Here is an 18,972-nt window from a genome sequence, read left to right on the forward strand (position 1 = left end):
GCAGGCGCCTGTGAAGCCGTTCGCGAACGTGCACTAACGTATCTGTGTGAAGAACACCCAGCAACGGATAGGGCGAGGACTTCTCTATAACCTCTATCAGAAGCGTCTGCGGCGCGATCTCAGCCCGGAGATGATGCCCCACCACGTGGCGATGATCATCGATGGCAACCGCCGCTGGGCGAAGCAGCTCGGGCTGGCGACGGCCGCCCACGGGCACCGTGCGGGCGCCGCGAAGATGCGGGAGTTCCTGACCTGGTGCGATGACCTCGGCATCGAGGTCGTGACGCTGTATCTACTGTCGAGCGACAACCTGCAGAATCGCTCTGATGCTGAGATCAGCGACCTCATCGAGATCATCGCCGACCTCGCCGATGACCTCTCCCGTTATCGAGACTGGCGCATCAAGCACGTCGGCAACAGCTCGTGTCTTCCCGATCAGCTGACGGCGGTGCTGGATGCCGCGGAGCATCGCACCGCGGGCAAGAAGGGGCTGCACATCAATCTCGCCGTCGGCTATGGCGGACGCACCGAGATCGTGGACGCGATGCGGGAGATCGTGCGCGAGCATCAGAACGACGGCAGGAGCCTCGAAGAACTCGCCGACACTCTGACGCCCGACATGATCGGTGAGCACCTTTACACAGGGGGACAGCCCGATCCGGATCTCGTGATCCGCACGTCGGGGGAGCAGCGCCTGTCGGACTTCATGCTGTGGCAGAGCGCCCACAGCGAGTTCTACTTCATGGAGGCGTTGGGCCCCGACCTCCGCGAAGTGGACTTCCTGCGCGCGGTCCGCGACTACGCAGGTCGGAGCAGGCGTTTCGGAGGGTGATGTGACGACGATCGAAGATTTCCGTCGGGGGTTCGACGACGAGCCCGGCTACCTGAACTACGCATCTGTCGGGCCGCTGTCCGGAACCGTTCGCGAGGAGCTGCGCGCTGAATACGATTCGCTCGCGCGGATGCGATTCGGTGCGGTCGGCCGGGCGCTCGCTCAGCAGGAGAGACTCGCGGATGCCGTCAGCGCGATGACCGGCCTTGAGGCCGAAGGCGTCGTTCCTGTGCCGAACACGAGCATGGGCCTCATGAGTGTCTTCTTCGGGCTCGACGGGCACGTCGTGATGTCGCGTGACGAGTTCCCGAGCATGACGACGGCGGCGGTTCGTGCGCAGGAGACCCGCGACCGCCTGTCGATCACGTGGATCGACGGTGCTGCCGGACACATGAGCGCTGACGTCGTGTCACAGGCGCTGGGCGGAGACGTGACCGCTGTCGCAGTCGCACTCGTCGATGCGCGCACCGGTTTCTGCACCGACCTCGCGGCGATTAGGGACGTCATCGGCGACCGGCTTCTGATCGTCGATGCGATCCAAGGCGCGGGTCTCGTCGACGCGGATTACTCTGCCGCCGACGTGGTTGTCACGGGCGGCCAGAAGTGGCTGCGCGCGGGGTGGGGAACCGGGTTCCTCGCGCTGAGCGATCGTGCCCTCGAACGGCTGCAGCCGGTGATCTCCGGCTACACCGGAACCGTCGAGGACGAGCCCTGGGGCCACGTGCCGGAGCCCGCCGTGGGATCAGCGCGTGCGTTCAGCGTGACGCGGCCCGACTTCGTGGCGTGCGCTCGCCTCGCGGCATCCATCGAAGAGACCAATGCAGTCGGCATCACAGCGATTCAGGATGCCGCGCTCGACCGCACCGACGAGGCGATCGACCTGCTCGATGAGGTCGGGCTGCCCCTTGTATCGCCGCGCCGACGAGAGAACCGTTCGGGAATCGTGGTCGTACGCCCCGAGGAGAGCCAGCTCGGAGCCCTGGGGGCTGCGTTGCACAACACGGGGCTGACGACCACCACCCGCGGAGACACGGTGCGCTTCAGCATCCATGCGGGAACCGAAGACGCCACCATGCGCATGCTGAGGCAGGCGCTTCTGGTGTTCCGCTCGTCCGCAACGTGATGTTCACTCATTCGTCACCGCGAATCGCGGCGTGGCGACGGTCGCCGCTGGAGAGGGAGACGTAGCGTCAGGCATATCAGGTGCATCACCTGATCGAGCCGGCCGGAAGTTCGACTCGAATGGTACGGACGGCCCGCCGAGAGATCCGAGCGACATCCGCTCGGGGTAGGAGCCTGACGTGACTGCCAGCGAAACCACGCAGAGAGTTCCCGACATCGACCGGCGTTCGCACGCTGCTTCCGATTCATCGACGAAGCAGACGCAGCGAACCTACGTGCTCGATACCTCGGTTCTGCTGTCCGATCCGCGCGCGCTGTTCCGCTTCGCGGAGCACGACGTGGTGATTCCCGTCGTCGTGATCGGCGAACTCGAGAAAAAACGCCACGATCCTGAGATCGGGTACTTCGCCCGGCAGGCGCTGCGGCTTCTCGACGAGCTGCGCGTGACCCACGGGCGGCTCGACTTTCCCGTCCCCGTGGGCGAGGGAGGGAGCCTGCGAGTCGAGCTCAACCACAGCAACATGACCGTTCTGCCCAGCGGGCTGCAACTGGGAGACAACGACTCCCGCATCCTCGCCGTCGCACAGAACCTCTCGAATGACGGACTCGACGTCACGGTCGTCTCGAAAGACCTTCCGATGCGCGTCAAGGCATCCTCGATCGGCCTCTCCGCCGAGGAGTATCGCCACGAACTCGCAGGCGACGACAGCTGGGCCGGCCTGTCCCGGGTGTACGTGGGTGCGGACGAGATGGCGTCGATGTACGAGAACGATGAGCTCCCGTCGGAGCACATCACGGGGCTGCCGACCAACACGGGTCTCGTCGTCCACTCCGAGCGCGGTTCAGCGCTCGGGCGGGTGATGCCCGACGGCACGGCGAGGCTCGTGAACGGAGACCGGGAGATCTTCGGCCTTCGGGGTCGCTCGGCGGAGCAGCGACTCGCGATCGATCTGCTGCTCGATCCGAGCGTCGGCATCGTGTCGTTGGGAGGGCGAGCCGGAACGGGGAAGTCCGCGCTCGCACTCTGCGCCGGTCTCGAAGCCGTGCTGGAACGCCAGATGCACCGCAAGATCATGGTCTTCCGGCCTCTGTACGCCGTTGGCGGGCAGGAACTCGGATACCTTCCGGGAGATCAGGGCGACAAAATGAACCCGTGGGGGCAGGCGGTCTACGACACGCTCGGCTCGGTCGTCTCGCAGAACGTCGTCGATGAGGTGATCGAGCGGGGGCTCATCGAAGTGCTTCCGCTCACGCACATCCGCGGTCGTTCGCTCCACGACGCCTTCGTGATCGTCGACGAGGCGCAGTCGCTCGAGCGGAACGTCCTTTTGACCGTGCTCTCCCGCATCGGACAGAACTCGAGGGTCGTCCTCACCCACGACGTCGCCCAGCGCGACAACCTGCGCGTGGGTCGCCACGACGGCGTTGCGTCCGTGATCGAGGCGCTGAAAGGCCAGGCGCTCTTCGGGCACGTCACCCTCACGCGCTCCGAACGCAGCGCGATTGCGGCGCTCGTCACCGAGATGCTGGAGGGCAACGAGCTCTCGTGAGCCACGAGGTTGGGTCGGGATGCCGGCATCCCGACCCCACCTGTGGATAACCGCCGCGCCGGTACACGGAAATCAGTAGTGTCACGGGCATGACCGAGCAGACACTCGCACGCCCGCGAACGCTGGAACTCATACCGCTCTGCCTCTCCGCGGCCGCGCTCGCAGTCTTGGTGTTCGCCGCCGTCGGCTGGTCGTGGCTTCTCACAGGGCTGCTCTCGATCGCGGTCGTCACCTGGCCTCTCGCGGCCACCGACGTCACTCAGCATCGGCTTCCAAACGTGCTCGTGCTGCCGTGCTACCCAGTGGCAGCCGTGTCAATCGCCGCGCACCTTTTCACGACGGGAGCGTCGCCCGCGCTGCCCCTCATCGTCGCGGGCATCGCGCTCGCGGGCTTCGTGCTCATGCACCTTCTGGGTGGCATGGGAATGGGCGACGTCAAACTCGCGGGTGTGCTCGGGATGCTTCTCGGAGCGCTCGGCCTCACCTCTGCGATGGTCGGTTTCGCCGCGGCATTCGCCCTCGGCGCGCTCGCCGGTGCGTGGGCGATGGCTACCCGGCATCGAGCGGCAACGCATCGCATCCCGTTTGGGCCGTTCCTGCTTGCCGGGTTCTGGATCGGCGTCGCTGCGCACGCCGTCGCTCCCGTCTGAGCGTCCGACCACCTAGGATCGTTGCATGGAACAACGAATCTTGGGGAGAACGGGGCGACCCGTATCCATCATCGGTCTCGGAACCTGGCAGCTCGGGGCCGATTGGGGAGATGTATCAGAGAACGACGCCCTCGCCGTTCTCGACGCCGCCGTCTCGAGCGGCATCACCTTCTTCGACACTGCCGACGTCTACGGAGACGGGCGGAGCGAACAGCTCATCGGACGCTACCGTGCGTCTCACCCTGATGCGCCGCTCACCGTCGCCACGAAGATGGGGCGCCGCGTCGATCAACTCCCCGAGAACTACGTGCTCCAGAATTTTCGCGCCTGGACGGACCGGTCACGCCGCAATCTCGATGTCGAGACTCTGGACCTCGTGCAGCTGCACTGCCCGCCGACCCCCGTGTTCCACAGCGACGAGGTCTTCGACGCCCTCGACACCCTCGTCGATGAGGGGGCCATCGCGAACTACGGTGTGAGCGTCGAGGAGTGCGATCAGGCTCTCGCCGCGATCGCCCGACCTGGAACCGCGACAGTCCAGATCATCCTCAATCCCTTCCGTCTGAAGCCGCTCGACCGTGTGCTGCCCGCGGCTGCCGAGGCCGGCGTCGGCATCATCGTACGGGTTCCGCTCGCCTCGGGACTCCTCACCGCGCGCTACGACGAAGACACCAGCTTCTCGGCCGACGACCATCGCACGTTCAACCGGAGCGGTGAGGCGTTCGACGTGGGCGAGACGTTCTCAGGCGTGGACTTCACCGACGGCGTGCGGGCAGCACGCGAACTCGCGCAGCTCGCGCCCGTCGGAGCGACGCCGGCGCAGGCGGCACTCGCCTGGGCCACGCAGCAGGCCGGTGTGACCTCTGTCATTCCGGGTGCGCGCTCTCCGGAGCAGGCGCGTGCCAACGCAGCCGCGGGTGAGCTTGCGCCGCTGCCCACGGAGTACCTCGATGCTGTGCGCCGCATCTACGACGAGAGCTTCCGAGCCGCCGTGCATCATCGGTGGTGAGCACCCGGCTCTGAGAAGCGAACGGGCGGACGAGGCTGATGCCGCGTCCGCCCGTCGTCGCGTGGCTCTGTGATCAGTTCGGGTGCGTCATCGAGAGCAGGTCGAGAGCAGAGTCCAGCTGGTCCTCGGTGATCTCGCCGCGCTCCACGTAGCCGAGTGAGATGACAGCGTCACGAACAGTCATGCTTTCGGCCACAGCGTGCTTGGCGATCTTCGCCGCAGCTTCGTAGCCGATGATCTTGTTGAGCGGTGTCACGGTCGACGGCGACATTCCCGCCAGCTCGGCAGCACGGTCAAGGTTCGCCTCGAGACCGGCGACGGTCTTGTCGGCGAGAACGCGAGACGCGTTGGAGAGCAGACGGATCGACTCGAGCAGGGCCGTTCCCATCACCGGGATCTGCACGTTGAGCTCGAACGCGCCGGAGCTGCCGCCCCACGCGATCGTGGCGTCGTTTCCGATCACCCGCGCGGCGACCATGAGGACAGCCTCCGGAATGACCGGGTTGACCTTGCCCGGCATGATCGACGAACCGGGCTGGAGGTCGGGAATGTGCAGTTCGCCGAGGCCCGTGTTGGGGCCGGAGCCCATCCAACGCAGGTCGTTGCAGATCTTCGTCAGGCTGACCGCGATCGAACGCAGCGCACCGGAAGCCTCGACCAGGCCGTCGCGGTTGGCCTGAGCCTCGAAGTGATCCACAGCCTCCGTGATCGGAAGCTCTGTCTCGTCCTGAAGCAGCTTGATGACGAGCTGTGGGAATCCCTTCGGGGTGTTGATGCCCGTTCCGGTCGCCGTGCCGCCCAGGGGAACCTCGGCGACGCGAGGGAGCGCCGCGCGAACCCGCTCGATACCGAGGCGGATCTGTCGGGCGTAGCCGCCGAACTCCTGGCCGAGGGTGACGGGCGTGGCGTCCATCAGGTGCGTGCGACCCGACTTGACGGCTTCCTTCCACAGCTCGGCCTTCGCCTCGAGCGCGACGGCGAGGTGGTCGAGCGCCGGCACGAGTTCGTCGATGAGCGCGCTCGTGACGGCGATGTGCACCGAGGTCGGGAACACATCGTTCGACGACTGCGAGCAGTTGACGTGGTCGTTCGGGTGGACATCAGAGCCGAGTCGCTTCGAGGCGAGCGCCGCGAGCACCTCGTTCATGTTCATGTTCGAGGACGTTCCGGACCCGGTCTGGTACGTGTCGACGGGGAAGTGGCTGTCGTACTCACCCGTGATCACGTCATCGGCGGCGGCTGCGATCGCGTCGGCGATCTGTCCGTCGAGCACGCCGAGCTCCTTGTTGGCGAGAGCCGCCGACTTCTTGATGCGCGCGAGAGCCGCGATCTGAGCGGACTCGAGGCCGCTGCCGGAGATCGGGAAGTTCTGCACTGCTCGCTGCGTCTGTGCGCCATAGAGCGCGTTGACGGGGACTCTCACCTCGCCCATCGTGTCGTGTTCGATGCGGTACTCGGTGTCGGCCACGGTTTCCTCCTTGCTGGTCTGCGCATCAGTGCGCGGTGTGTTTCGGGGCGTCTGCTGCTGTGCGGTCGTGACCGCGTGCTATTCCTCAGGGAGCTCGGTGATGCCGACCATCGTGTCGACGACCACGCGCCCCTCTGCGAGCTTGTAGTTCGCGCCGACGATGCCGAGCGTGCCAGCCGCGACCGCCTCGCTGATCATCTCGGACTGCTCGAGCATCTGCGCGATTGTGTGCTGGATGTGCAGGCGTCCGGCCTCCACAGGGTCAGCCTTGTCAGGCGAGACGGATGCCGCTGCGGCGGCCTCCTTCACGGAAGGGACGATCTGCGTGACGAGGCTGTTGATCGCGGGCGGCAGGGGCGCGGCATCCGGCTTCTGCGACTCGATCGCGGCGGCTACGGCGCCGCATTCGTCGTGTCCGAGGATCACGACGAGCGGTACGTTGAGCACGCCCACGGCGTACTCGAGTGAGCCAATCGCGGACTCGGAGACGACCTGACCGGCGTTGCGGACGACGAAGAGGTCGCCGAGACCCTTGTCGAAGATGATCTCTGCGGCAAGGCGAGAGTCGGAGCATCCGAACAGAACGACGTCGGGGTTCTGCACGTGTGCGAGGGACTCGCGACGGTCGATGCCCTGACGGGGGTGGCGGGGCTTGCCCTCGACGAAGCGGTTGTTACCCCGCACCATCTCCATCCACGCTTTTCCTGGCCGCTTCTGAGGCATCAGCTGGTTCCCTTCGACTCATCCTGTGTTGCGTTGGCCTTGACCTGATCGGCAATGGCTTCCGCGACAGTGTGGAAGTCCTTGTCTTTTGCGGTTCCGTAGATGATGACCGTGCTCGAGCCGGACTCGGTCGCGAGGGCGTACTCGACATTGCCGAGATCGTCCGTCTTCGCGGCATCCCGGTTGTCATACACCGTCCATTCGACGCCGTCGATCGTCACCGTCGTGTCGGCGAACGTGCCCTTGAGCTGCTGCGACTGCCACGTGGCGTCGGCGTCGAAGCCCTGGCGGATGCCGATGTACTGTTCGTCCGGCGTGATGAGCCCGATGTACCAGTCAGAGATGCGCGGCTCCTCGGCGGTGCTCAACGTGGCGGCGTTGCTCGTCCAGCCGTCGGGCAGCTTTGGATCCATGATGGTCACGTCGAGGGATGCCTGTGCCTGCTGGGCGGCCTCGTGATAGTCGACGTCAGGAAGGTAAGAGGTGTCGCTGCGCGGCACGATCATCACGATGACGAGTACGAGACCGAGCGTTGCCAGAAGCGAGAAGACGAGATTGTTGACCGTCTTCCGCATGCGGTATTTGCGGGAGTCCTCCGCCTTGCGCGCGGCGGTCTCCTCCGGCGTCTCCGGGCGTCCGAGCTCCGCGACGACCCGCGGCTGTGTGCGAGGGCTCATTCGGCTTCTGCGGCCTCGCTCTGCGCGACCCGGGCGGCCTCGAGGCGCTTCTTGGCACCGAGGAGCCACTCCTCGCAGCGCTGGGCGAGAGCCTCTCCGCGCTCCCACAGAGCGAGAGACTGCTCAAGGGTGGATGCTCCCTGCTCGAGCTCGGCGACAACACGCACGAGTTCGTCACGGGCCTCTTCGTAGCTGAGCTCAGCGACGTCAGGAGTGGAAGACATATCACCATCCTACCGGCGGCGGCTGAGCGTGATCACCGCTCCCGAGCGCCTTGGGAGAGCGCCGTCAGCGCACCATCGGCGAGGGTCACGCTGAGCTCGGTGCCGTCGGGTGCGTCGGCCACCCCGCGAACGACGGAACCATCAGCCTTCTGAGCGATTGCGTAGCCGCGGTCGAGAGTTCGCTGCGGGGAGAGGGCGCGAACGGAAGCCGCAAGCTCCGCTGTGCGGTTCTGCTCGCGTTCGATGAAGCGGTCGATGAGTTCGGCGCCGCGCGCTACATAGCGGGTGAGGTCCTCGGCCCGCTGGTCGATGATCCAGGTGTGCGAGGCGAGGGCCGGCCGTGACCGGAGCTGTTCGAGCCGGCTCATCTCATGCGTGACGAGCGTGGTCATGCGGCCAGCGAGTCGCGCACGGGACTGCTGGATGAGCAGCTGCTGCTCGGCGACATCGGGCACCACGCGCTTCGCGGCATCCGTGGGAGTGGATGCTCGAAGATCGGCGACGTCGTCGAGGATGGGGCGGTCCGCCTCGTGACCGATCGCGCTCACGATCGGGGTCGTGCAGGCCGCGGCCGCGCGCACCACGCGCTCGTCGGAGAAGCCGAGCAGATTCTGGAAGTCGCCGCCTCCGCGCGCGACGATGATGACGTCGACGTCGGGATCGGCATCCAACTTCTCGATCGCGGCGACCACCTCGGACACCGTGCGATCGCCCTGCACGGCTGAGTACTCGATGCGGAACTGCACAGCGGGCCACCGCAGCTGCGCGTTTCTGAGGACGTCCTTCTCGGCATCGGAGTCCTTCCCCGTGACGAGACCGATGCACCCCGGGAGGAACGGCAGCTTCTTCTTGCGCTCGAGCTCGAAGAGACCCTCAGACGCCAGCTGCGCGCGGAGGCGCTCAAGCCGTTCGAGCAGATCGCCGAGGCCGACGTGCTTCATCTGCAGCACCTGCATGGTGAGCGTGCCGCCCTTGACCCAGTAGTTCACCTTCACGAGAGCGACGACGTGGTCGCCCTGCTTGAGATCGGCGGGAATCTTCTGACGGACGGACTGCCAGATCGTGAAGCTCACCGTCGCATCGGCATCCAAATCTTTGAGCTTGCCGAAGACATTGCGCCCTGAAACGCCCCACTGGGTGATCTCGCCCTCGATCCAGACTGTGCCGAGGCGCTCGATGTAATCGCGCAGCTTGTGTCCGAGCTCCGCGACGGGCCAGGGGTTCTCGAATGTCGCGGGGCCGTTCGCCATGCTCCCAAACCTTCCTCAGACGCTCCGGCCTAGACTCGTAGACGTGAGCGACGTGACCATCAACCTTCCGATGCCGAGAGTTCCCGGTGCTTCGTCGAAGCTCAAGGATATCCCGGTGGCCGGACACAAGCGTGTCCTGCTCGCCGCGCCGCGCGGCTACTGCGCGGGAGTCGACCGTGCTGTGATCGCGGTCGAGAAGGCTCTGGAGCACTACGGAGCCCCGGTGTATGTCCGCAAGCAGATCGTGCACAACGTGCACGTTGTCTCCGAGCTCGAGGGCAAGGGCGCCATCTTCGTGAACGAAGTCGATGAGGTTCCCGAGGGAGAGCACATCGTCTTCAGCGCGCACGGTGTGTCGCCGGCGGTCGTCAACGCAGCATCCGAGCGCAGCCTTCACGCGATCGACGCGACGTGCCCGCTCGTCACCAAGGTGCACCGCGAGGCCGTGCGATTCGCCCGAGATGACTATGAGATTCTCCTGATCGGGCACGAGGGTCACGAGGAGGTCGAGGGCACAGCGGGCGAAGCGCCCGACCACGTCACGCTCGTGGGGAGTCCGGATGAGGCTGACACGGTCGACGTGCGCAACCCGGACAAGGTCGTGTGGCTTTCTCAGACGACGCTCTCTGTCGACGAGACGATGGAGACTGTGGACCGTCTCCGCGCGAGATTCCCCAATCTGCAGGACCCACCCAGCGACGACATCTGCTACGCGACGCAGAACCGTCAGGTCGCGATCAAGAAGGTCGCAGAGGATGCCGAGCTCGTCATCGTGGTCGGATCTGCGAACTCCTCCAACTCGGTTCGGCTGGTCGAGGTCGCCCTTGAGAACGGGGCGAAAGCGGCGTACCGCATCGATTACGCGTCCGAGATGAAGCAGGAATGGTTCGACGACGTCGCCGTCGTCGGAGTCACGAGCGGAGCGTCCGTGCCGGAGGTGCTCGTTCAGGAGGTCCTCGCCGACCTGGCTGACGCGGGTTACGCGGATGTCGAGCGCATCACGACCGCGGAGGAGGACCTGATGTTCTCCCTCCCGAAGGAGCTTCGCAGAGACCTGAACGGAAACCGCGACGCGCGTGCGCTCGGCGGGCGCTCGCGACACTGACAGAGCTATGAGCGACACAAGCGACAGAGAACCCGAGAAGCGCCCGAAGCCGGCGTACGGTGAGTACGCCGAGCGGCCGAAGCCGCAGTACGGCGAATACGCCACGCCTGAGCAGCAGCGCGCGGCCATCCGTCAGCCCGCGACGGACGACAACGAGTCCGTTCCGATCGCAGACGACGGGCGCCGCACACCCGAACCCGCCCGGCGCGATGCCCCGCGCCCCGCACCGGCGACGCCGGACATGATCGCGGAAAGCAGGAGCCGAGGCGACCGCATCGCCACATTCGTTCTGCTCGGCGTGGGCCTGGTCAGCGTCCTGACCACGTTGCCATCGATGTTCGAGCTTCCCGATGTCATGACCCAGGCCTATGCGCAGTTCGGAATCGGCAGCTACACGAATGAGACGTTCGCGAACGCCATGGGCTGGGTCATCCTGATCTCCCACATCATTCTGTGGGTGATGGCGCTCATGCTCTCGCTGCGCCGCCTTGCGGCAGGCAAGATCGCCTGGTGGGTGCCATTCGTGATCGGCGTGATCGCGAACATCATCTACATCGTCGTGATCGTCATCGTGATGGTGAACGACCCGGCGTTCAGCGACTACGTCACGCACATGTCTCAGACGGGCTGACCCGCGGCACACCGCGCAGCACCAGGCCACTCAGAACGAAAGGATGCCGCAGACCCAGCGGTCTGCGGCATCCTTTCGAACCGGCGTCGGCGACTCAGATGGTGAGCGAGTTGCCGTGCGAGCCCAGGTGGCGCGTCGACTCGACAACGCGAGCCGCCATCGCGGTCTCGGCGACCTTGCCCCAGGCGCGCGGGTCGTACTTCTTCTTGTTGCCGACCTCGCCGTCGATCTTGAGGACGCCCTCGTAGTTTTCGAACATGTAGCCGGCGATGGAGCGTGTGAAGGCGTACTGCGTGTCGGTGTCCACGTTCATCTTGATGACACCGTTCTTCACGGCTTCGGCGATCTCAGCGTCGCTCGAACCCGAGCCGCCGTGGAACACGAGGTCGAGCGGCTTCTCAGCGGTGCCGAACTTCTCTGCGATTCCGGCCTGGATCTCGCCGAGCAGCTCAGGACGGAGCTTCACATTGCCCGGCTTGTACACGCCGTGCACGTTTCCGAAGGTCAGGGCGGCGATGTAGCGGCCGTTCTCACCGAGGCCGAGAGCCTCGACGGCCTTCGTGACGTCACCGACCGTCGTGTAGAGCGCGTCGTTCGTGCCCTCGTGCTTCACGCCGTCCTCTTCGCCGCCGACGACACCGATCTCGACCTCGAGGATGGCGTTGATCGCCTTGGTGCGCTTCAGCATGTCTTCGGCGATCTGGATGTTCTCATCGAGGGGAACAGCCGAGCCGTCCCACATGTGGGACTGGAAGATCGGGTTGCGGCCGGCCTTGACCTCTTCTTCGCTGGCCGCGATGAGCGGCATCACGAAGTCGTCGAGGGCGTTCTTCGGGCAATGGTCGGTGTGCAGGGCTACCGTGATGGGGTAGTTCTTGGCGACCTCGGTGACGAACTTCGCGAACGCGAGTGCGCCCGATGCACGGTTCTTCACGGTGTGGCCCGCAAAGTAGTCGGCACCGCCCGTCGTGACCTGGATGATGCCGTCGGAGCCGGCCTCGGTGAGGCCCTGCAGCACAGCGTGGATGGTCTGTGAGCTCGAGACGTTGAACGCCGGGAACGCAAAGCCTTTCGCCTTGGCGTTATCGAGCATCTGCGCGTACTGCTCCGGGGTTGCGATGGGCATGACTTCTCCTAGCGGGGCGTGACATTAGCTTGCCCCCACAGCTTACTGATGCCGCGCAACCCCTCGCACCCTGTGACGCGCTGCGGGATGATGGGCACATGGACTTCGAAGCGACCAGCAGGGCTCTGCAAGACCACATCGTCCGCGTCACCGAACGGGCTGCGATCGCCGCAGCCGTGCACGTTGGACGGCATGACAAGTTCGCCGTGGACGACGCGGCGGTGCGGGCGCTTCGCTCTGCGTTCGAAGCGGTCCCTGTCAGCGCGCGAATCGTGGTGGGGGAGGGCGAGAAGGACAAAGCGCCCATGCTGTACGCCGGGGAGGAGCTCGGCGCGGGAGGCCCGGAGGTCGATATCGCTGTGGATCCCGTCGACGGCACGCGGCTCGCCGCAGAGGACCTACCGGGCTCGGTGGCGGTCATGGCGGTCGCGCCGAGAGGCAGCCTGTTCGACCCCGGACGCGTCTTCTACATGGAGAAGCTCATCACGACAGCGGCCGGAGCGACGCTGTCGCTCGAACGCTCGCTGACGGAGAACCTGATGGTGCTGGCCTCCGAGCTGCAGAAACCGGTGAGCGAGCTCCGCGTCGCCGTGCAGGATCGCCCCCGCAACCGTCGCTTTCTCGACGAGGTGGCGGATGCCGGGGCGGAGCCGGTTCCATTCGCGGACGGCGACGTCGTGGAGTCGCTTCGCGCCGCCCGCGGAGAGGGCGTCGATCTTCTCGTCGGAATCGGCGGTGCGCCCGAGGGTGTGCTGACGTCGGTCGCCGTCGCGGCATCCGGCGGGCACATGCAGGCGCGGCTCGTGCCGCAGACCGACGACGAGAGGTTCGAAGCGGATGCCGTCGGCCAACGCTACGGTGACATTCTGCGTCTGTCGGACCTCACCGCCGAGCCTGGTGTGTTCGTTCTCTCAGCGGTCACTCCCGCAGCGGGACTCGCCGCACCGATCCGAGATGATGACGGCCTCGTCGTCGAGAGTCTCGTCATCGACGGTGTGGGGGAGCCGCGTCACGTGACGTGGCGGCATCCCGTCGATCTCGTACCCGAGGGCGAGTGACGTGCGACTTGCTCTTCCTGTGCACGCCTGTGCAATTCGGCGTTTGTGAGTGTGTACCGGCGGGAGCGCGGATAGGCTGATACCGGCGTGAACGTCCGGCCACTTCGTTATCACCGCCAAAACAGAGGACATCGTGAGCACAACCGACTCCGCATCCCACTATCGTCACCCTGACCGCAACCTCGCCCTGGAACTTGTTCGGGCAACTGAGGCGGCGGCGATCCGGGCCGTGCCGTTCATCGGACGCGGCGACAAAAATGCGGCTGACAAAGCGGCCGTCGACGCCATGCGCGCCTTTCTCGGCACCGTCAACTTCGACGGACGCGTCGTCATCGGGGAGGGAGAGAAGGACGAAGCCCCGATGCTCTACAACGGTGAAGCTGTGGGCAACGGCAGCGGCCCGCACTGCGACATGGCAGTAGACCCGATCGACGGGACGAGCCTGACCGCGGCCGGCCGCCAGAACGCCCTCTCCGTCATCGCTGTCTCTGACCGAGGCACCATGCTCGACGCGTCGAGCGTGTTCTACATGGACAAGCTCGTCACCGGTGCGGAAGGCGTCGGTGTCGTCGACATCCGCAAGCCGATCGGGGAGAACCTGCGCGCACTGGCCAAGGCCAAGGGCAAGAAGATCGAAGACCTCACGGTTGCTGTTCTCGACCGTCCGCGCCACGAGCAGTTGATCAACGACATTCGCGAGGCCGGTGCTGGTACGAGGCTGATGCTCGACGGCGATGTCGCTGGCGGTATCAACGCCGCGCTGTACGGCACTCGCATCGACATGTGCGTCGGAATCGGAGGCAGCCCCGAGGGGATCGTGACTGCGTGCGCCCTCAAGGGCCTCGGCGGCTTCATCCAGGGGCGCATGGCTCCGAAGGACGATGACGAGCGCCAGCGCGGGATCGACGCGGGCCTCAAGATGGACCACGTCTATGAGGCAGATGAGCTCGTGAACAGTGACAACACGTTCTTCGTCGCCACCGGTGTCACCGATGGCGGACTCGTTGATGGCGTGCGTCGCCTCGGGCCGATCATCCGTACCTCGAGCGTGGTGCTGCGTTCGAAGTCGGGCACGATTCGACGCATCTCAGCCGACCACCTCGCTCAGAAGTGGCTCGACGAGGCGTAGTCAGAGGCGCTCGGAGTCAAGTTCCGCGACCAGCTCGTCCGCAGCGAGCTCACGTGGGGCGTCTTCGACCTCACGAAGTTCGGGAATGAGCTTCGTGCCGTCGACCTTATTGAGTCTGCGTGCCGAAGGCAGTACCGTGCGCTCGAGCGAACCGACGAAACGGTTGTAGTCGGTGACCGTCGAGCGCACGGAGCGCCCGAGCTTGTCGATGTGGTTCGCCATCGTGCTCACCCGGCTGTACAGCTCACGGCTGAGGTCGAAGAGTTCCTTTGCCTCCGCGGTGACGAGCTCTTGCTGCCAGCTGAAGGCCACGGTCTTGAGCACAGACCACAGAGTGACCGGCGAGGCGAGGGCGACGCGCTTGGAGAACGCGAACTCCATGAGGCCAGGGTCGGCTTCGAGGGCGCTGGAGATCAGTGATTCGCTCGGTAGAAATGCGATCACGAGCTCCGGGCTCGCTTCGAGGCCGTCCCAGTAGGCCTTTCCCCCGAGAGCGGTGATGTGATCGCGCACAGCCTTCACATGGGCGTTCATCAGCGACTGGCGACGGGCGGCTTCGTCGCCGCCAGCGGTGACCGGAATGGCGCTCGCCTCGAGGTAGGAGCCCATCGGTACCTTGGAATCGACGGCGATGTTCTTGCCGCCGGGCAGGTGGACGACCATATCGGGGCGTCCAGCGCCGGCATCCGATGAGATAGACGTCTGTACGTCGAAGTCGACGCGTTCGATCAGACCGGCAGCTTCGACGACGCTGCGCAGCTGAGTCTCGCCCCAGACTCCGCGAACGGAGTTGTTGCTGAGCGCGGCGGCAAGGGAGTCGGTGGTCTTGCGCAGGTGATCGTCGGATGCCACAGCGATTCGAAGCTGCTGCGATAGCTCGCCGTGTTGCTTCTGTCGCTGCTCCTCGAGCTCCGCGACCGTGCGCTGCATATCCTGCAGACTCTGCCTGACAGGTGCGATCGCCTGCAGAAGCGTGTTCTCCGCGCGATCTCGTTCTGCACGTTCGTCGCGCTCACGAGTGAATTGGGTGACCTGGGCGCGGAGCTGCTCGGCAGTGGCCTCCATGCGAGCGAGATCCGCCATGAGATCAGCTCGTGCCGCAGCTTCTTCCGATCGGATCGTCTGCAGCTGCTGCTCGTGGCGTGCCTCGAGAAGCGCGGGATGCGCGGCATCCGTTCTGCTTTTCGCCCTGATGAGAAACGCCGCCCAGGCGACGACTGCGCCGACGGCGGCTCCGATGACCAAACCGAGAATGAGGGGGAGTGCTGCGTCCATACGCTCAGTGTCTCAGGGGCCACCGACACGACCGATGAACCACGCGGCCCGCCAGACCTCGCAACTCTTGCGGGAGCGAGGCAGCTTGTGCTGGGCTTGCCTCATGACGAGCGAGCGAAGCAAGCTGACGGGAGAGCGTGCGCGGTCGTTCGGCCGTGTGGCGCAGAAGTATCAGGCTGCGCGGCCGTCATACCCCGATGATGCGATCGAGTGGCTCGTGCCGAATGACGCTCGGCGAGTTCTGGATCTCGGTGCGGGTACCGGAAAGCTGACCGAAGCGCTTGTCGCTCGCGGGTACGACGTGGTCGCAGTGGAACCTTCTGCCGAGATGCTCGAGCAGCTGATCGCACGGCTTCCCACCGTGGACTCACGTCAAGGAACCGCCGAAGACATTCCGCTCTATGGCGCCTCAGTCGATGTCGTGACCGTGGCGCAGGCATGGCACTGGGTGGATGCCGATACGGCGGTGCCGGAGGTCGCCCGGGTGCTTCGGTCTGGGGGACTGCTCTCGCTCGTGTGGAACGCGCACGACGACAGAGTTCCCTGGGTGCGGCAGCTCGAAGACATCCTCGGCAAGACACCGCACTTCGACGCGGAGGAGGAGAGTCCGCAGCTGAGGGAGTATTTCGAACCGGTCGAATCGTGGTCGACGGAGTGGCGTCGACCGCTCACGCTCGATGAGCTGGAGACATATATCGCGTCCCTCAGCTACGTCTCCCTGCGAACGCCTGACGAGCAGAACGACATCTTCGAACGGGTTCGTGAGGTCGGTCAGAGCGTTCTCACGGATGCCGGAGTGGTCGAACTGCCCTACATCACCGAGTGCAGTCGGGCGCGGCTCTCAGGCTGAGGCCGGTACGATAGAGCCTCGTGGCTCTCACTATCGGTATCGTCGGACTTCCCAACGTTGGCAAATCAACTCTTTTCAACGCTCTCACGAAGAATCAGGTTCTCGCTGCGAACTATCCGTTCGCGACGATCGAGCCGAACGTGGGCGTCGTCAACCTGCCTGACGCACGTCTGGACGTGCTCGCCGGGCTCTTTGGCAGCGAGCGGATTCTGCCCGCAACGGTCTCATTCGTCGACATCGCCGGAATCGTCCGCGGAGCGAGCGAGGGCGAAGGGCTCGGCAACAAGTTTCTCGCGAACATCCGCGAGGCAGACGCGATCGCCGAGGTCGTCCGTGGGTTCACGGACGGCGACGTCGTGCACGTGGACGGCAAGATCGATCCGCAGGCCGACATGGAGACGATCAATACCGAGCTGATCCTCGCAGACCTCGAAACAATCGAACGTGCGATCCCGCGCTACGAGAAGGAAGCCCGCGGCAAGAAGATCGGTCCCGAGGTGCTCGCCGCCGCCAAAGAGGCGATGGAGGTGCTGCAGGGCGGAACGCCGCTGTCGTCGGTATCCATCGACGTCGAACCGATCAAGGAGCTCGGTCTTCTCACGACCAAGCCGTTCATCTACGTCTTCAACGTCGATGAGGAGATTCTGGCGGATGCCGCGAAGAAGCAAGAGCTCGCAGCTCTTGTCGCTCCCGCGGAGGCCGTGTTTCTTGACGCGAAGATCGAGTCGGAGCTCATCGATCTCGACCCTGAGGATGCCGCGGAGCTGCTCGCCTCGACCGGGCAGGAGGAGTCGGGACTCGACCAGCTCGCTCGCGTCGGCTTCGACACGCTCGGTCTGCAGACGTACCTGACCGCTGGCCCGAAGGAAGCCCGTGCATGGACGATCGGCAAGGGATGGAAAGCTCCCCAGGCTGCCGGGGTCATCCACACGGACTTCGAAAAGGGCTTCATCAAGGCCGAGGTCATTTCGTTCGACGACCTCGTCGACGCCGGTTCTGTGCAGGAGGCGCGCGCGCAAGGCAAAGCGCGCATGGAGGGCAAGGACTACGTCATGCAGGATGGCGACGTGGTGGAGTTCCGATTTAACGTATAGCGTTATTGACGCTCCGCGTTATACACTGGTCTCGTGATCAGATCGTTCGGCAGCAAGGACACCGAGCGTCTGTGGCGTCGTGAGCGCGTGCGGTCCATCGATCCCAGGATCCATCGGGTTGCTCTGCGCAAGCTGCGTCAGGTGGGGGCGGCGGAGGTGCTCGACGACCTTCGCGTCCCGCCGGGCAACCGGCTCGAAGCACTGAAGGGTGATCGGGTCGGGCAGTACAGCATCAGGATCAACGACCAGTGGCGAATCTGCTTCGTGTGGACGGATGCTGGGCCAGAGGAGGTGGAGATCGTTGACTATCACTGACAGGATCGAGCCGATCCACCCTGGAGAGGTCCTCATGGAGGACTTCATCGAGGGGTTCGGGATCACTCAGAACAAGCTCGCCGTGTCGATCGGGGTGCCGCCGCGTCGGATCAATGAGATCGTGCACGGCAAGCGGGGGATCACCGCGGACACCGCGTTGCGGCTGGCGAAGTACTTCGGCACGTCGGCTGAGTTCTGGATCAACCTGCAAAGCCACTACGAGCTGGATCGCGCAGAGGATGCTGCAGGGGATCAGATCGCGTCGATCACGCCGCTGCAGGTCGCGTGATGTCTGGAGGGATGGACGCCGAGGAGGTCGTCCGCGTCGTCGACTGGCTCGATGAGCGCTCTGTCGTGTACCAGGTGAACGGCGGCTGGGCTGTCGATGCCTTGGTCGGATCCCAGTCCAGAACGCACGGAGACCTGGACCTCTTCGTCGACGCTGGACAAGTCGACACCCTCATCGAGTGGCTGTCCGGTCGCGGGTACGAGGTCGTCGAGGATTGGCGACCGATTCGTGTGGAGCTGCGATCGGGCGATCGGGCTGTCGACATCCACCCGATGACGCTGGACGCAGCCGGTGACGGTCTCCAGAAGGGTTTCGGGGACGAGACCTTCGCCCATCGTGCGCGCGATCGTGCTGAGGGGATGATTCGTGGTCGCCCAGTGGTCGTAGCGACTGCGGCGAGGCTCGTGGAGTTGAGGTCAGGATATGAGCTCCGGCCTGAGGACCATCACGATCTCGAGTTGCTCCGGGGGCTGGGTGACGGCAGAGGATGAGCGACGTCGACGCGTCTCGACCGAAGATGGTTCTCCGTGCCGGAACTCGGTTGAATTTTGCTTCAATGTGTGATTTCGGCCAGCCCGGGGCGCTCCGCGGGCCG

General features: G+C 65.1%; 21 protein-coding genes. 14 read left to right on the top strand and 7 right to left on the bottom strand.

The window, feature by feature from the left end; genetic code table 11:
* Positions 1 to 46 precede the first annotated feature (46 nt).
* The 5 genes from ACSAGD_RS04445 to ACSAGD_RS04465 all read left to right on the top strand — a co-directional run bounded on the left by ACSAGD_RS04445 (position 47) and on the right by ACSAGD_RS04465 (position 5,163).
* On the top strand, positions 47 to 832 hold the full coding sequence (locus ACSAGD_RS04445) for an isoprenyl transferase (RefSeq protein WP_437584526.1): 786 nt from the start codon (positions 47 to 49) through the stop codon (positions 830 to 832).
* A gap of 1 nt (position 833) precedes the next feature.
* Complete coding sequence (locus ACSAGD_RS04450; RefSeq protein WP_437584527.1) at positions 834 to 1,955, top strand: aminotransferase class V-fold PLP-dependent enzyme; 1,122 nt, start codon at positions 834 to 836, stop codon at positions 1,953 to 1,955.
* Positions 1,956 to 2,169: 214 nt separating this feature from the next.
* Complete coding sequence (locus tag ACSAGD_RS04455) at positions 2,170 to 3,504, top strand: PhoH family protein (protein WP_437585102.1); 1,335 nt, start codon at positions 2,170 to 2,172, stop codon at positions 3,502 to 3,504.
* Between the two features lie 89 nt (positions 3,505 to 3,593).
* Complete coding sequence (locus ACSAGD_RS04460; protein WP_437584528.1) at positions 3,594 to 4,154, top strand: prepilin peptidase; 561 nt, start codon at positions 3,594 to 3,596, stop codon at positions 4,152 to 4,154.
* Positions 4,155 to 4,179: 25 nt separating this feature from the next.
* The gene (locus ACSAGD_RS04465; protein WP_437584529.1) at positions 4,180 to 5,163 is read left to right on the top strand and encodes an aldo/keto reductase; all 984 of its coding nucleotides are present in this window, start codon (positions 4,180 to 4,182) and stop codon (positions 5,161 to 5,163) included.
* Between the two features lie 73 nt (positions 5,164 to 5,236).
* On the opposite strand, the gene ACSAGD_RS04470 is transcribed toward ACSAGD_RS04465, so the two are convergent.
* The 5 genes from ACSAGD_RS04470 to xseA form a co-directional block, all read right to left on the bottom strand.
* Positions 5,237 to 6,631: a class II fumarate hydratase gene (locus ACSAGD_RS04470; RefSeq protein ID WP_437584530.1), complete on the bottom strand. Its 1,395-nt coding sequence runs from the start codon at positions 6,629 to 6,631 to the stop codon at positions 5,237 to 5,239.
* A 78-nt stretch (positions 6,632 to 6,709) separates the two neighbouring features.
* The gene (locus ACSAGD_RS04475; RefSeq protein ID WP_437584531.1) at positions 6,710 to 7,354 is read right to left on the bottom strand and encodes a carbonic anhydrase; all 645 of its coding nucleotides are present in this window, start codon (positions 7,352 to 7,354) and stop codon (positions 6,710 to 6,712) included.
* Positions 7,354 to 8,031, bottom strand: a complete 678-nt coding sequence (locus ACSAGD_RS04480; RefSeq protein ID WP_437584532.1) for a DUF4245 domain-containing protein — start codon at positions 8,029 to 8,031, stop codon at positions 7,354 to 7,356. The genes ACSAGD_RS04475 and ACSAGD_RS04480 overlap by 1 nt, the downstream gene beginning before the upstream one ends.
* On the bottom strand, positions 8,028 to 8,255 hold the full coding sequence (locus ACSAGD_RS04485) for an exodeoxyribonuclease VII small subunit (protein ID WP_437584533.1): 228 nt from the start codon (positions 8,253 to 8,255) through the stop codon (positions 8,028 to 8,030). The genes ACSAGD_RS04480 and ACSAGD_RS04485 overlap by 4 nt, the downstream gene beginning before the upstream one ends.
* Positions 8,256 to 8,287: 32 nt before the next feature.
* Positions 8,288 to 9,505 carry an exodeoxyribonuclease VII large subunit gene (gene xseA, locus ACSAGD_RS04490; protein WP_437584534.1) on the bottom strand — a complete coding sequence of 406 codons (1,218 nt, stop codon included), beginning with the start codon at positions 9,503 to 9,505 and terminating at the stop codon, positions 8,288 to 8,290.
* Between the two features lie 70 nt (positions 9,506 to 9,575).
* On the opposite strand from xseA, the gene ACSAGD_RS04495 reads away from it, so the two are divergent.
* Complete coding sequence (locus ACSAGD_RS04495; protein WP_437585103.1) at positions 9,576 to 10,610, top strand: 4-hydroxy-3-methylbut-2-enyl diphosphate reductase; 1,035 nt, start codon at positions 9,576 to 9,578, stop codon at positions 10,608 to 10,610.
* Positions 10,611 to 10,617: 7 nt separating this feature from the next.
* Entirely contained in the window at positions 10,618 to 11,241 is a 624-nt protein-coding gene (locus ACSAGD_RS04500) for a DUF6264 family protein (protein ID WP_437584535.1), read from the top strand.
* Between the two features lie 94 nt (positions 11,242 to 11,335).
* On the opposite strand, the gene fbaA is transcribed toward ACSAGD_RS04500, so the two are convergent.
* A complete protein-coding gene (gene fbaA, locus ACSAGD_RS04505; RefSeq protein WP_437584536.1) occupies positions 11,336 to 12,367 on the bottom strand; it encodes a class II fructose-bisphosphate aldolase in 1,032 nt (343 codons plus the stop codon).
* A 98-nt stretch (positions 12,368 to 12,465) separates the two neighbouring features.
* Between fbaA and ACSAGD_RS04510 the strand changes: the two genes are divergently transcribed.
* Positions 12,466 to 13,425 (top strand): fructose-bisphosphatase class II family protein, encoded by a 960-nt coding sequence (locus ACSAGD_RS04510; protein WP_437584537.1) that lies wholly within the window; start codon positions 12,466 to 12,468, stop codon positions 13,423 to 13,425.
* A gap of 133 nt (positions 13,426 to 13,558) precedes the next feature.
* Complete coding sequence (gene glpX / locus ACSAGD_RS04515; protein ID WP_437584538.1) at positions 13,559 to 14,554, top strand: class II fructose-bisphosphatase; 996 nt, start codon at positions 13,559 to 13,561, stop codon at positions 14,552 to 14,554.
* On the opposite strand, the gene rmuC is transcribed toward glpX, so the two are convergent.
* Positions 14,555 to 15,829, bottom strand: coding sequence for a DNA recombination protein RmuC (rmuC, locus tag ACSAGD_RS04520; RefSeq protein ID WP_437584539.1), 1,275 nt, complete (start codon positions 15,827 to 15,829; stop codon positions 14,555 to 14,557).
* A 103-nt stretch (positions 15,830 to 15,932) separates the two neighbouring features.
* On the opposite strand from rmuC, the gene ACSAGD_RS04525 reads away from it, so the two are divergent.
* Genes ACSAGD_RS04525 through ACSAGD_RS04545 form a run of 5 tightly spaced genes read left to right on the top strand, consistent with a single transcriptional unit; the run spans position 15,933 to position 18,868 of the window.
* The gene (locus ACSAGD_RS04525) at positions 15,933 to 16,679 is read left to right on the top strand and encodes a class I SAM-dependent methyltransferase (RefSeq protein ID WP_437584540.1); all 747 of its coding nucleotides are present in this window, start codon (positions 15,933 to 15,935) and stop codon (positions 16,677 to 16,679) included.
* 20 nt (positions 16,680 to 16,699) lie between these two features.
* Positions 16,700 to 17,773, top strand: a complete 1,074-nt coding sequence (gene ychF / locus ACSAGD_RS04530; RefSeq protein ID WP_437584542.1) for a redox-regulated ATPase YchF — start codon at positions 16,700 to 16,702, stop codon at positions 17,771 to 17,773.
* 33 nt (positions 17,774 to 17,806) lie between these two features.
* Positions 17,807 to 18,088 carry a type II toxin-antitoxin system RelE/ParE family toxin gene (locus ACSAGD_RS04535; RefSeq protein ID WP_437584543.1) on the top strand — a complete coding sequence of 94 codons (282 nt, stop codon included), beginning with the start codon at positions 17,807 to 17,809 and terminating at the stop codon, positions 18,086 to 18,088.
* Positions 18,075 to 18,377, top strand: coding sequence for a HigA family addiction module antitoxin (locus ACSAGD_RS04540; RefSeq protein WP_175985843.1), 303 nt, complete (start codon positions 18,075 to 18,077; stop codon positions 18,375 to 18,377). The genes ACSAGD_RS04535 and ACSAGD_RS04540 overlap by 14 nt, the downstream gene beginning before the upstream one ends.
* An 11-nt stretch (positions 18,378 to 18,388) precedes the next feature.
* Positions 18,389 to 18,868 carry a nucleotidyltransferase domain-containing protein gene (locus ACSAGD_RS04545; protein ID WP_437584544.1) on the top strand — a complete coding sequence of 160 codons (480 nt, stop codon included), beginning with the start codon at positions 18,389 to 18,391 and terminating at the stop codon, positions 18,866 to 18,868.
* The last annotated feature ends 104 nt before the right edge of the window (positions 18,869 to 18,972 follow it).

Source organism: Paramicrobacterium salitolerans (assembly GCF_051513965.1).
GTDB lineage: Bacteria > Actinomycetota > Actinomycetes > Actinomycetales > Microbacteriaceae > Paramicrobacterium.

What these genes read in the sequence shown, in the direction of transcription:
- ACSAGD_RS04460 (WP_437584528.1), top strand. Translation starts at nt 3,594, where the DNA reads ATGACCGAGCAGACACTCGCACGCCCGCGAACGCTGGAACTCATACCG.
- ACSAGD_RS04525 (WP_437584540.1), top strand. Translation starts at nt 15,933, where the DNA reads ATGACGAGCGAGCGAAGCAAGCTGACGGGAGAGCGTGCGCGGTCGTTC.
- rmuC (WP_437584539.1), bottom strand. Translation starts at nt 15,829, where the DNA reads ATGGACGCAGCACTCCCCCTCATTCTCGGTTTGGTCATCGGAGCCGCC.
- ACSAGD_RS04495 (WP_437585103.1), top strand. Translation starts at nt 9,576, where the DNA reads ATGCCGAGAGTTCCCGGTGCTTCGTCGAAGCTCAAGGATATCCCGGTG.
- ACSAGD_RS04480 (WP_437584532.1), bottom strand. Translation starts at nt 8,031, where the DNA reads ATGAGCCCTCGCACACAGCCGCGGGTCGTCGCGGAGCTCGGACGCCCG.
- fbaA (WP_437584536.1), bottom strand. Translation starts at nt 12,367, where the DNA reads ATGCCCATCGCAACCCCGGAGCAGTACGCGCAGATGCTCGATAACGCC.
- xseA (WP_437584534.1), bottom strand. Translation starts at nt 9,505, where the DNA reads ATGGCGAACGGCCCCGCGACATTCGAGAACCCCTGGCCCGTCGCGGAG.
- ACSAGD_RS04510 (WP_437584537.1), top strand. Translation starts at nt 12,466, where the DNA reads ATGGACTTCGAAGCGACCAGCAGGGCTCTGCAAGACCACATCGTCCGC.
- ACSAGD_RS04485 (WP_437584533.1), bottom strand. Translation starts at nt 8,255, where the DNA reads ATGTCTTCCACTCCTGACGTCGCTGAGCTCAGCTACGAAGAGGCCCGT.
- ACSAGD_RS04545 (WP_437584544.1), top strand. Translation starts at nt 18,389, where the DNA reads ATGGACGCCGAGGAGGTCGTCCGCGTCGTCGACTGGCTCGATGAGCGC.
- ACSAGD_RS04500 (WP_437584535.1), top strand. Translation starts at nt 10,618, where the DNA reads ATGAGCGACACAAGCGACAGAGAACCCGAGAAGCGCCCGAAGCCGGCG.
- ACSAGD_RS04465 (WP_437584529.1), top strand. Translation starts at nt 4,180, where the DNA reads ATGGAACAACGAATCTTGGGGAGAACGGGGCGACCCGTATCCATCATC.
- ACSAGD_RS04475 (WP_437584531.1), bottom strand. Translation starts at nt 7,354, where the DNA reads ATGCCTCAGAAGCGGCCAGGAAAAGCGTGGATGGAGATGGTGCGGGGT.